11 protein-coding genes are annotated in these 11,257 nt (G+C 70.4%); 1 reads left to right on the top strand and 10 read right to left on the bottom strand.

What is annotated here, in order from left to right; all coding sequences use genetic code 11:
* The 7 genes from FXO23_RS02180 to FXO23_RS02150 all read right to left on the bottom strand — a co-directional run.
* Nucleotides 1–197 (bottom strand): DUF485 domain-containing protein (locus FXO23_RS02180; protein WP_158880002.1); only part of this gene is annotated, 197 nt, incomplete at its 3' end.
* Nucleotides 198–372: 175 nt separating this feature from the next.
* The gene (locus tag FXO23_RS02175; RefSeq protein WP_158879999.1) at nt 373–2,154 is read right to left on the bottom strand and encodes a sodium/solute symporter; all 1,782 of its coding nucleotides are present in this window, start codon (nt 2,152–2,154) and stop codon (nt 373–375) included.
* A 41-nt stretch (nt 2,155–2,195) separates the two neighbouring features.
* A complete protein-coding gene (locus FXO23_RS02170) occupies nt 2,196–2,696 on the bottom strand; it encodes a DUF485 domain-containing protein (RefSeq protein ID WP_158879997.1) in 501 nt (166 codons plus the stop codon).
* A gap of 3 nt (nt 2,697–2,699) precedes the next feature.
* Entirely contained in the window at nt 2,700–3,527 is an 828-nt protein-coding gene (locus FXO23_RS02165) for a LytR/AlgR family response regulator transcription factor (RefSeq protein WP_158879994.1), read from the bottom strand.
* Nucleotides 3,528–3,697: 170 nt separating this feature from the next.
* Nucleotides 3,698–4,639 (bottom strand): glycoside hydrolase family 16 protein, encoded by a 942-nt coding sequence (locus FXO23_RS02160; protein ID WP_158879991.1) that lies wholly within the window; start codon nt 4,637–4,639, stop codon nt 3,698–3,700.
* Nucleotides 4,640–4,766: 127 nt separating this feature from the next.
* Entirely contained in the window at nt 4,767–5,612 is an 846-nt protein-coding gene (locus tag FXO23_RS02155; protein ID WP_158879988.1) for a S49 family peptidase, read from the bottom strand.
* A gap of 31 nt (nt 5,613–5,643) precedes the next feature.
* Nucleotides 5,644–6,930, bottom strand: coding sequence for a sensor histidine kinase (locus FXO23_RS02150; RefSeq protein ID WP_158879986.1), 1,287 nt, complete (start codon nt 6,928–6,930; stop codon nt 5,644–5,646).
* 193 nt (nt 6,931–7,123) lie between these two features.
* On the opposite strand from FXO23_RS02150, the gene FXO23_RS02145 reads away from it, so the two are divergent.
* Nucleotides 7,124–8,230: a serine hydrolase domain-containing protein gene (locus tag FXO23_RS02145; RefSeq protein WP_158879983.1), complete on the top strand. Its 1,107-nt coding sequence runs from the start codon at nt 7,124–7,126 to the stop codon at nt 8,228–8,230.
* A 1-nt stretch (nt 8,231) separates the two neighbouring features.
* Here FXO23_RS02145 and FXO23_RS02140 read toward each other — a convergent pair whose 3' ends face one another.
* The 3 genes from FXO23_RS02140 to FXO23_RS02130 form a co-directional block, all read right to left on the bottom strand.
* Nucleotides 8,232–9,092, bottom strand: a complete 861-nt coding sequence (locus FXO23_RS02140) for a DNA-formamidopyrimidine glycosylase family protein (RefSeq protein WP_158879980.1) — start codon at nt 9,090–9,092, stop codon at nt 8,232–8,234.
* Nucleotides 9,093–9,099: 7 nt separating this feature from the next.
* Nucleotides 9,100–9,540, bottom strand: a complete 441-nt coding sequence (locus FXO23_RS02135; protein WP_158879977.1) for a DUF983 domain-containing protein — start codon at nt 9,538–9,540, stop codon at nt 9,100–9,102.
* 103 nt (nt 9,541–9,643) lie between these two features.
* On the bottom strand, nt 9,644–11,185 hold the full coding sequence (locus FXO23_RS02130; RefSeq protein ID WP_158879975.1) for a zf-HC2 domain-containing protein: 1,542 nt from the start codon (nt 11,183–11,185) through the stop codon (nt 9,644–9,646).
* Between the last annotated feature and the right edge of the window lie 72 nt (nt 11,186–11,257).

The following is an 11,257-nucleotide window of genomic DNA, read 5'->3' as shown; positions in this document are numbered from 1 at the left end:
AACTTCACCGACATAAACCCATGCGCATAATCAGCCAGCAACACATACAGCAGATACCAACCCAGGAACAACGCAGTCATCGGGAAGACGAAATTGCGCAGGCGCTTTCTGAGCAGGGCGAATTCCGGGCTCGCCTGAACCTTTTTCCACTCGCCTGGTTCCGGATCGTTCGGGAGGTCGTGGTCGGTGGCGCTCATACGACAGATCATGCTCCTCAAACGGCCCAGAAGACTCTGGTCTCTTTGAGTGAAGAGATTTACTCTCGGTATACCTTTCTCGATCAAAAGTCGAGTACTTTGTCTGGATACCGGCGCGAAAGAGAGAATTCGCCGCGGCTTTGAGCTACCCAGGGTGACGGAACCGCCAAGCGGGCTACTTCCGATGGCGGCCCTTCGAGGTCCGGGCCTTCTCCTCCGCCTGGCCGAACCGGGCCACCGCGCGATCGCGCATGAAGCCGAGCGGGTCCGGCGCGTGCAGCCGCAGCATCACCGAGTTCAGGTCGTCCGGCGCCCCGCGCGGGGTGGCCAGGCTGACCAGGATCGTGGCGAAGAACGCCGAAGGCACCGTGATCAGCGCCGGTTGTTCGGTGAACCACGGCGCCCAGTCGCCGGTGTACCCGCTCACGATGTTCGTGATCAGCGCGCTCAGCACCATGCCGCCGCCGACGACCATCCCGGCCATCGCCCCCTGCCAGCTCAACCGGCGCCACCAGACCCCGAGCAGCAGCAGCGGGCAGAACGTCGACGCGGCGAGCGCGAAGGTCATCCCGATGCTCAGCGACAGGTCGTTCGGGCGCAGCAGGATCGCGAGCAGCATCGGCGCCAGGGCCACGATCACGGTGGCCACCCGGAAATCCCGGACCCGGCCGGGCAGGACGTCGGTCGACACCACCCCGGCCACGCTCACCAGCAACCCGGACGACGTGGACAGGAACGCGGCGAACGCCCCGGCCGCGGTCACCGCGCCGACGATCTGACCGCCCACCCCGGGCAGCATCGCGAGCGGGAGCCGCATCACCGCCGCGTCCGTCTTCCCGGTCACCAGCAGTTCCGGCACGTACATCCGGGACAGCGCGCCGAGCAGGGTCGGGAAGAGGTAGAACAGCCCGAGCAGCAGCAGCACGTGCACCGTGGTGCGGCGGGCGGCCTTGCCGTCGGGGTTGGTGTAGAAGCGCACCAGGACGTGCGGCAGGCCCATGGTGCCGAGGAAGGTCGCGAAGATCAGCGAATAGGTGCTGAGCAGATCGGCGAGGCTCTCGGAGTTGGGGTGCAGCCAGTTCGCGTTGGACACCACCGCCTGGGAGACCACCGGCACCGGCGTGCCCGCGGCGAACCGCAGCGTGGTGCCCTCGCCCACCGGGTGCGCGCTCTCGCTGGGCCACACCACCTCGTGGTCGGCCGACTCCCCCGGCTCGCGCACCCGCACCGGGGTGAGCGTGCTGACCTGCAGGGTCACGTCCTCCTGCACGTCGACCTTGGTGTCCGCGGTGAACACCGGCGGCGCCGGCGTCCCGAGCGAGGTCGGCGAAGCCGAGGTCCCGCCGCCGAGGAACACCACGCACAGCACGAAGGTGGGCGCCGCGATCGCGAACAGTTTGAGCCAGTACTGGAACGCCTGGACCACGGTGATCGCGCGCATGCCCCCGGCGATCACGTTGAACGCCACGACGATCGTCACCAGGACCGAGCCGACCCACACCGGCGCCGGGGCGATCGAGGTCAGCGCGAGCCCCGCGCCCTGCAACTGCGGGACCATGTAAAGGATCCCGATGAACACCACGAACGCGGTGGAGAACCGGCGCAGGTGGATCGACCCCAGCCGCGCCTCGACGAAGTCCGGCAGGGTGTAGGCGCCCGACCGGCGCAGCGGCGCGGCGACGAACAGCATCAGCGCCAGGTAGCCCGCGGTGAAACCGATCGGGTACCACAGCGCGTCCGCGCCGTCCTTCAGCACGATCCCGGCGACGCCGAGGAAGGACGCGGCGGACAGGTATTCACCGGAGATCGCGGCCGCGTTGCGCCGCGACCGCACGGTCCGGCGCGCGACCAGGAAGTCGTGCGTGGTGTTCGCGAACCGGGACGACCGGTGCCCCAGGTAGAAGGTGAGCACGGCGACCAGCACGATGCTGCTCAGCGCCCACGGGTTCAACTGCACTGCAAGATCCTCGCACCTGGAGCGGGAGAACGCCGACGCCGCTAATTCTCGATCATGTCAACGAAGTCGCGTTCGTGGCGCTCCGCGAGCCGGTTGTACCAGAGCCCGGCCCCGAACAACAACGGGAAGGGCAGCACCCCGAGCAGCAACCACGCCAGCGGCACCCCGATCACCGAGGCCGAGGCGAACGCCGGCGCGAGGTAGAAGGCCAGCGGCAGCGAACCGAGCACCACCACGACCAGCGCGGCCAGCCACATTCCGGTCCGGAACTGCGCCTTGACCAAATCCTTGATGAGCAGTTCTCCCCAGCTGGTCTGCTCTTCCAGCTCGACCCGGGCGCGCAGGCTGGTCGTCGGCTGCCGGGGATCGGCGAGCACCACCCGCTGCCGCTTGGGTTTCACCTGCGGCTCGGGCTCCGGCGCGGGGATGACCGGCAGCGCCACCGGTTCCACGGCCGGTCGGCGCAGCCGCCGGATGTTCTTGCCCAGGGTGGGATCCGGTTCCCGAACACCGTCGATGCGCCGGTAGAAGTCTTCCGTCATGGGCTAGCCGTTCCGGGCCGAGCCGACCAGACGATCCTTGAGTTCCCGCGTGTGCCGCCGGCTGACCGGGAGCACCTTCTCCTCGTTGCCGATCACGACCTGGTACCCGCCCTGGCCCATGCGCAGCTCGGTGATCAGCGGCAGCGCGACCAGAAAGGACCGGTGGATCCGCACGAACCCCGCCTTCTCCCAGCGTTCTTCCAGCTGTGCCAAGGGAATCCGCACCAGATGGCTGCCCTCGGTGGTGAACAGCCGGGCGTAGTCGCCCTGCGCCTCGACCCAGCGGACGGTGGAGCGCGGGATGAGTTTCGTGGTGCCGGCCAGTTCGACCGGGATCACCTCGTCGTCGTTCTTGACCGGTTCGCCGACGGTCGTTTCCGGTGCCGGAACCGTCTGCATCTTCTCCAGGACGCGTTTGATCGCCCGGTCCAGCCGCTCCTGCTTGCACGGTTTGAGGACGTAGTCCACCGCGCCGAGGTCGAAGGCGTTCACCGCCTCGTGCGCGTGCCCGGTGACGAAGACCAGCATCGGCGGCGCGCTGAGCGCGGCGAACACCCGGGCCATCTCCATCCCGGAGAGGCCGGGCATCTGCAGGTCGGCGAACACCGCGTCGACCGGCGGGAGCCCGCGCTCCCGGCGGCCGCGCACCTCGTCCTCGGCCGAGGACAGCACGCCCAGTGCCTCGGAGGCGTCCACCGCGGTGAGCACGGTCCCCACATGCGCGTTGTTGTGCAGGCAGTGGGCCAGCTCGGCAAGGCCGTGCGGCTCGTCGTCCACCGCGAGGACGAGGAGCTGGCGGGTGTCATCGTGAGCACTCACAGTGAGTCGCATCCTGCCCATTGCAAGCTCAGATGTCCAGAGCACGAGCGGGGGAACCCACGGCGCCACCCTCGACAGTGAGTGTGCCGCCGTGGTATTCGGCCGATTACGCGAAGCGGAAACGCCTGGTCACGCGCCGGGAGTCAACCGGTCGGCGAAGACGTGGTGAACACCCGGCGCCGTCATCGGCCGCCTCCCGGTTTGGTCCAGACCGCCACGTAGTCGACGACCATCGGCACGTCCGGGCGGGTGGCCGGGGTCGGGGTCTTCCCGCCGAGCGCGTCCGGGAACGCGCCGCCCACGGCCACGTTCAGCAGCAGGAAGTATCCGGCGTGCGAGGTCATGTTCGCCCAGGTGCCCGCGTCGACCCGGTTCTGGTCGACCCCGTGGAACCCGACGCCGTCGACGTACCAGCGGAACGCGTTCGGCGTGACGCTCGTGTCCCATTCGAAGCGGTAGGTGTGGAAACCGGACTGGCAGGGCGAGCCGGGGCACGCCCGGTTCGCCCCGAGGCCGGTGGTCTCGTTGCACGGGCCGCCGGGGTTCACGCCGCAGTGCAGCACGCCCCAGACCGAGTTGATCCCGTTGACGTTCTCCATGATGTCGAACTCGCCGATCCCCGGCCAGTTCCAGTAGTTCCCGCGGTAGGGCGAGCCGAGCGCCCAGAAAGCGGGCCAGTAGCCGAGCGCCGCGTCGCCGGTGACGTCCGGCATCCGGATGCGGCCCTCCAGCCGGAGCACCCCGCCCGCCGGGGGCTTGAAGTCGGCGCGCCGGGTCTCGATCCGCGCCGAGGTCCAGTGCCCGGCGCCGTCGCGCCGCGGGGTGATCCGCAGGTTCCCCGAACCGTCGAGGGCGAGGTTCGCGGGGTCGCCGGTGTAGTTCTGGATCTCACCGGTGCCCCAGTTCGCCGGACCGCCGGGATAGGAGTGCCCGGTGTCGACGATCCAGTTCGCGGCCGCGGGCGACGAGCCCGCGGCGCCGGTGAAGTCGTCGGCGAACACCTGGATCCAACCGGCGTCCGGGGGCGGGACGGTGGCGCTCGCGGGCGTGGCGAGGCCGAGGGGAACGAGCGCGGCGGCGGCGAGCGCGAACCACCGGATCCTGGCGAGCTTGGATGCGGACATGGGCGACCTCCTCGTCGGCCCGGAGCAGCAGGGTTGGTTTTGTTGCCAGTAACAACAAAGCCGTTACCATGGAAACTCCGGGCGGGCGCCCTGTCGACCCGCCATTGGTATGAACCAAACGCGCGGCTCAGAGCCCGAAGCGGGACCAGGCGGCGCGGTGGCTCACCGCGTCCAGGATCGCGTTCGCCGCCGCCGGTGCGCCCAGGCCGAGCCGGGCCAGCAGCGGCTTCTTCGGCTCGGCGACGGTGATCTCGGCGTCCGGGTAGCGCTCGGAGATCACCTCGCGCAGGTTGCCGATCCCGTCGACGAGCCCCAGCTCGACGGCCTTCGACCCCAGCCAGACGTCGCCGGTGAACAGGTCCTCGGTGTCGGCGAGCCGGTCACCGCGGCGCTCCTTGACCCAGTCCACGAACTGTTCGTGCAGCTGGGCGTGCAGCTTCTTCAGCCACTCGACGTCCTCGGGCTTCTCCGGGCTGAACGGGTCCAGCCGCGCCTTGTTCGCGCCCGCGGTGTGCAGGCGGCGTTCGATGCCGAACCGCTCGAGCAGCCCGGTGAACCCGAACCCGCCGCTGACCACGCCGATCGAACCGACCACCGAGGTGCTGTGCGCGTAGATCTCGTCGGCGGCGCAGGCCAGCCAGTACCCGCCGGAGGCGGCGAGGTCCTCGGCGAACGCGAGCACCGGCACGCCCTTCTTCGCGGCGAGCTGCCGGATCCGCTCGGCGACCAGCGCGGACTGCGTCGGCGCGCCGCCCGGCGAGTTGATCAGCAGCGCGACGGCCTTGAGCCGGTCGTGGTCGAACGCCCTGGTCAGCGCGGATTCCATGGCGGCGAGGTTGATCGCGCCCCGGGCCAGCGGCGAGGGGGTCGGCGTGATCACGCCGTGCAGCTTGACCACGGCGACCACATCGGTGCGGTCGCCCCGGTCGCCGATCCGGGGAATGCGCGAAGTCAGCTTGTCCGTGACGCTCATGGACCCACCCTACTTGCGCATACCCGGGTGCTCAGGCAGGTCGGCTGTGCGCCGGTCCGGTGCGCGGCGCCGGGCCGGGGCGCGCGCTCTGGTCGGGCACCTCGGCCGAGTAGTCCGGCAGGTTGGTGCGCACGCCCGGAGCGAACTTCGGCACGCGCAGGGTCACCTTCATCCCGGCGCCGGGCGCGGTCTCCACCATGAGCGCGTACTCGTCGCCGAAGAGCTGCCGCATCCGCTGGTTGATGTTGCCCAGGCCGACGTGCGCGCCGCTGCGGTGCGAGTTCCGCAGCTCGCCCAGGCGCGCCGGGTCCATGCCGATGCCGTCGTCCTCGACGCTGATCAGCGCCTCGGTGCCGTAGTCCTGCGCGGTCACGGTGACCGTGCCGCCGGTCGGCTTGTTCGCCAGGCCGTGTTTGACCGCGTTCTCCACCAGCGGCTGGATGATCAGGAACGGCACGACCACCGAGAGCACCTCCGGCGCGATCTTCAGCCGCACCTCCAGCCGCCCGCCGAACCGCGCGCTTTCGATGGTCAGGTAGCGGTCGATGTTGCGCAGTTCCTCGGCCAGCGACGTGAACATGCCCGAGGTGCGGAAGGAGTACCGCGTGAAGTCGGCGAACTCCTGCAGCAGTTCGCGCGCCTCCTCGGGATCGGTGCGGATCAGCGAGGAGATCGTGTTCAGCGCGTTGTACACGAAGTGCGGCGAGATCTGCGCCCGCAGCGCCTTGATCTCCGCCTGCTGGAGCTGGTGCTTCGATTCGTCGAGGCGGGCCAGCTCGAACTGCGTGCAGACGAACTGCGCGACCGCGTCGGCCATCTGGATCAGCCGCTTGCCCTTGGTCCGGCCGACCACGATCAGCGCGGCCTCGGTCTCGCCCTCGACGATCAGCGGCACTATCACCGCGGTGCGCATCTTGCAGGTGCCGCGGTGGTTGCACGGCATCTTCTCGTGCCCGACGACCTCGCGCCGGTGCTTGCGGATCGCCGCGCCGATCGCGTCCACCAGGTCCATGTAGTGGTCGTTCGCCTCGCCGTCCCAGGACAGCAGGGTGCCCTCGGCGTCGGTGATCCCGACCGCCACGCATTTGAGCAGTTCCAGCAGCCGGGAGGTGATCCGGTCCGCGGCCGACTGGTCGAAGCCCTCGCGCAGGTCGGGCGTGGCCTTCGACATCAGGTAGACGGCTTCGAGCACCGCGTCCTCGACGAACCCGCTGGGCTTGCGGGACCGCAGCAGGACGACGACGACCACGATGATCGCGAGCACCACCAGCCCCCACGGGATGATGAGCGCGATCGGCAGGCCGGACACGGCGTCCATGCTCTGCGCTCGGCCATCCGGGTGCAAGCCTTCCAACCCACTTTCTGTGCAGTTGTGACCACTGCGGGTGTAGTCCGAACTCGAGGTTCCGGTAGGGCTGACCCTACCGACAGTCCGGTGGCGATCTTCATGGTTCCGCGCACGCCCCCGCGACATGCTGTGACCGGACGATCCGGAACCGAAGGGGAGAAAGATGCGCGGGTGCCGCAAGGTCGTGGCCGGGGTGGCGATGGCGGGGCTGCTGGGGACGATCGCGGCGCCCGCCGCGGCGGCCGGCGAGCAGGACCCGCTCGGGGGCGCGCTCGACCGGCTCGTCCAGGCGGGGTTCCCGGGCGGGCTGGCCTACCTGCGCGCAGGGGAACGGGTCCGGTACGCGACCGCGGGGGTGGCGGAGCTGCGCACGGGGGAACCGGTGCGGCCCGGCCAGCGGTTCCGGATCGCCAGCAACACCAAGGCCTTCGTCGCGACGGTGCTGTTGCAACTGGTCGGCGAGGGGGAGTTGTCCCTGGCGGACTCCGTCGAGCGGTGGCTGCCCGGCACCGTGCGCGGCGAAGGCTACGACGCTTCGAAGATCACCGTCCGGCAGTTGCTCAACCACACCAGCGGGATCCACGATCCGCGCGACCCGCACTTCTTCGACCCGTACCTGAAGGACGAGAACTGGGGGTACGTGTACACCCCGGACGAGGTGATCCGGCAGTCGCTGCTCGACCCGCCGGACGACAAGCCGGGCTACACCAACACCGGCTACCTGCTGCTCGGCAAGATCATCGAGCGGGTGACCGGCAACGACGTGCGGGACGAGATCTCCGCGCGGATCCTGCGCCCGCTCGGGCTGAAGGACACGTACTTCCCGCTGACCGACCCGCACATCCGCGGCCCGCACCTGCACGGTTACGACTTCGGCCTGCGCGACATGTCGGTGTTCAGCCCCTCCTACGACTGGACGGCCGGGGCCATGGTGTCCACAGTGGACGATCTGGCCGCGTTCCACCGGGCGCTGTTCGAGGGCGACCTGCTCGAGCCCGAGCAGCAGCGGCTGCTGAAGGAACTGGCGCCGGGCGGGCACTACGCGCTCGGGGTGGAGCGGGGTTCGGTGGACTGCCCGTCCGGCGAGCGGACGATCTGGGGCAACACCGGCGGCGGCCCCGGCTACACCAGCATGTCGTTCACCACCGAGGACGGGTCGCGGCAGCTCGTGTTCGTGCTGACCCAGTTCGACCTCGCCGCCGACCAGGCGGGCCGGTTGCCGTGGCAGGCCGTGCCGACCCCGTTGCTCGAGGCCGGGTTGTGCTCCTGACCTACTTGAGCAGGCGGGAGAGGCGCCGGTCGGCCAGCGGCTTGCCGCCGGTCTGGCAGGTGGCGCAGTACTGGAAGGACTTGTCCGCGAAGGACACCTCGCGCACGGTGTCCCCGCACACCGGGCACGGCAGCCCGGTGCGGGCGTGCACCCGCAGCCCCGAGCGCTTCTCCCCCTTCAGCCGCGCCGCCTCCTGGCCGACCGAGCGGTGCACCGCGCCGGTCAGGATCTCGCGCATCGCCTCGGCGAGCCGGTCCAGCGCCTCGCCGGACAGCTTGCCGGTGGTGGCGAACGGGGAAAGCTTGGCCATGTGCATGATCTCGTCGGAGTAGGCGTTGCCGATCCCGGCGATCAGCGACTGGTCGGTCAGCGCGGTCTTCAACCGGTCGGTCCGCCCGGCCAGCAGTTCGGCGAGGCGCGCCCGGTCCACCGACAGCGCGTCCGGGCCGAGCCGCGCGATGCTCGGCACCTCCGCCGGATCGCGCACGATCCACACCGCGAGGCCCTTCTTGGTCCCGGCCTCGGTGAGGTCGAAGCCGGAACCTGCCGCGGACTCAAGATGGACCCGCAACGCGATCGGTCCCTTACCGGGTTTCGGCGGCGCCGGGGCCAGCGAATCCGACCAGCGCAGCCAGCCCGCGCGGGCCAGATGCGTCACCAGGTGCAGGTCGCCGCATTCCAGGGCGAGGTGCTTGCCGTACCGCGCGGCGCCGGTCACCTCGCGGCCGTGGTGTTCGGTCCACGCCGGGGTCACCGTCTTCAGCACGGTCATCGAGGCGACGTCGACCCGGAACACCGTCTTGCCGACGGCGTGCTCACGCAGGTGGTGAGCCAGGGCTTCGACCTCGGGCAACTCCGGCATACCGCCACTATTCCACCGGATGCAGCGGACCGTCGAAGTCCGGCAGGGAGTGCTTCTGAATGGTTCGGATGATGTTGTTGACCTCGCCGCGCACCGCGAACAGGCCGCGGATGGTGCCCACCCAGCGCTCCGAGGGCCGCTCGCCGCCGACGTCGCCGTCGGTCTCCGCGACGACCGTCCACGGCCGCCGCAGCACCCAGCGCAGCGGGAAGAACAACGCGATCAGCAGGAGCGCGAGCGGCACCCACGCGGGCACCAGCACGTCGTCGGGCATCCAGATGATCAGCACGATCCCGAGCACCGCGGCCACGATCGCCATCGCCACCCCGGGCGCGTAGCTGCCCGCGACATCGTGCTCGAAGTCGTCGGCCGTGGCCGGTGGCCGCCACTCCAGCTGTGCGCGAACGACCCATTCCCGGCCGTCGTCGCCCTGCACCAGCCGGTTCATCACTGCCTCCTGCGCGCCGCACGCGGTCCGTTGAGCGCTGTCACGGTACCGTGCGCGCGCCGGGGCGTGCGAGATCCGAGCCCCGAACGGAAGCGAGGATCCGCTATCCGGATGATGTCGTGGTTTCCGTCGACGAGCACTCCGTCACTTCGATCCGGGTGTAGGAGTACCGCGCGGTCTTGACCCGGGTGACCTTCGTCTTCTTGACCTTGGCCTTGGTCGGCTTCTCCGCGTTCGTGCTGCCCGCGGTGCCCGCGCGCGTGGTCGGCGTCCGGGTCGGGGCGGTCGAGGGCAGGTCCGACCGGCTGGAGGAGCTGTCCGGGGGGTCCGTGCTCGACAGCGGGGTCGGCTCGGGTTCGGTCGAGCCGCCGCCGGACGGGCCGCTGGTGTCGATCCGCGGGCTCGTCCCGCCCGGCTTGTCCGGCTCCTTCGGCGTGCTGCTCCGTTCGTGCGTGCCCGGCAACTGCTCAGCGCGACCGGGTTCGGCGGGCGCCTGGGCCGCCGGAGCCTGCGGCACGGCGGCCGGTCCCGCGTTCGGGCGGCCGTGCTCGCGCTGGCCGCCCGGGAACCAGATGATGTTGTGATCGGCGCCGACCGGCTGGGTGACCGGCGGCAGCGGTGGCGGCTGCTGCGGCAGCGCGATCCGCAGCTCGACGCCGTTGCCCTGGCCGGGCAGCCCGATCGTGTGCGCCGAATCGGGATCGATCATCGCCGGGCCGACCGCCATGCCGAACGCGCCCGCCGCCGCGGTGGAGGCCAGCGCCACGCCGACCTTCATCTTGGAACCGACCAGCAGGCCCTTGAGCGTCGCGGCCAGGCCACTGCCGACGCCGGACGATCCCGCGCCGCTCAACGCCAAGCCGGACGCGGGGACCAGGAGCACCAGGACACCCGCGTGGGCTCGCAGCGACGAGCACACGTCGCGCAGTTCCGCGTGCATCGACCGGCACGAGGCGCACCCGAGCAGGTGCGCGCGGATCCGCCGCGCCTCCGCCCCGGTGACGCTGCCCGCGGTGTAGCCGCCGAGCTTCTCCATGACCGTGCGGCACCCGGTCTCCGAGGTGCGGTTCACCGCGAGGTGCGCCTGCAGGTAGGCCGCCCGCAGGCCCAGCCGGGCCCGCCGCGCCAGCGCCGCGGTCGCGTTCGCGCTCAGGCCGAAATGCGGCGCGACCACCGCGGGCTGCTCGCCCTCGACCTCGGTCTGCCACAGGACCGTGCGCCAGCGCTCCGGCAGGCTGGTGAACGCGCGGGCGATCAGGCTGTGCTCGGCGCTGCGCGCGTGCGTGTCCGCGCCCGCACCGGCCCGGTGGGTCAGCTCGTCGTCGGTGACCGGGACGTCCCGTTTGGCCCCGTGCCACTCCCAGGACACGCGCCGGGCGACGGTCAGCAGGTAGGCGCGCACGTGGTCCTTCGGACCCGCGCCGCGCCGCAACGCCTGGAGCACCCGGAAGAAGGTCTCGGCGGTGATGTCCTCCGCCTCGGATCTGTCGTTGGCCAGCCCCAGCGCGAGCCGCCGCACGGCCGCCGCGTGCAGTTCGAAAAGCTCCCCGAACGCGGCGTCCTCGCCCGCGCGAAGGCGTTTCAGGAGCACCTGCTCATCGGACCCCGGCACCACGCGCGGCAGTACCGTCCCCTGCTCGGTCATCCGGCCAGGCACCTCCTCCCCGCGGGACTAACCCTTTCGGTTGAATGGGGACACCATACGGAGCTGAGCGGT

It is taken from the genome of Amycolatopsis anabasis (genome assembly GCF_009765355.1).
GTDB classification, from domain to species: Bacteria; Actinomycetota; Actinomycetes; order Mycobacteriales; family Pseudonocardiaceae; genus Amycolatopsis; species Amycolatopsis anabasis.
The sequence above is the reverse complement of the archived record's forward strand: the minus strand, read 5'-3'. Positions and strand labels throughout refer to the sequence as shown.

Coding starts and splice junctions, on each gene's coding strand:
- FXO23_RS02160 (WP_158879991.1), bottom strand. CDS start 4,639: ATGTCCGCATCCAAGCTCGCCAGGATCCGGTGGTTCGCGCTCGCCGCC.
- FXO23_RS02155 (WP_158879988.1), bottom strand. CDS start 5,612: ATGAGCGTCACGGACAAGCTGACTTCGCGCATTCCCCGGATCGGCGAC.
- FXO23_RS02165 (WP_158879994.1), bottom strand. CDS start 3,527: ATGCGACTCACTGTGAGTGCTCACGATGACACCCGCCAGCTCCTCGTC.
- FXO23_RS02135 (WP_158879977.1), bottom strand. CDS start 9,540: ATGAACCGGCTGGTGCAGGGCGACGACGGCCGGGAATGGGTCGTTCGC.
- FXO23_RS02170 (WP_158879997.1), bottom strand. CDS start 2,696: ATGACGGAAGACTTCTACCGGCGCATCGACGGTGTTCGGGAACCGGAT.
- FXO23_RS02145 (WP_158879983.1), top strand. CDS start 7,124: ATGCGCGGGTGCCGCAAGGTCGTGGCCGGGGTGGCGATGGCGGGGCTG.
- FXO23_RS02150 (WP_158879986.1), bottom strand. CDS start 6,930: ATGGACGCCGTGTCCGGCCTGCCGATCGCGCTCATCATCCCGTGGGGG.
- FXO23_RS02140 (WP_158879980.1), bottom strand. CDS start 9,092: ATGCCGGAGTTGCCCGAGGTCGAAGCCCTGGCTCACCACCTGCGTGAG.
- FXO23_RS02130 (WP_158879975.1), bottom strand. CDS start 11,185: ATGACCGAGCAGGGGACGGTACTGCCGCGCGTGGTGCCGGGGTCCGAT.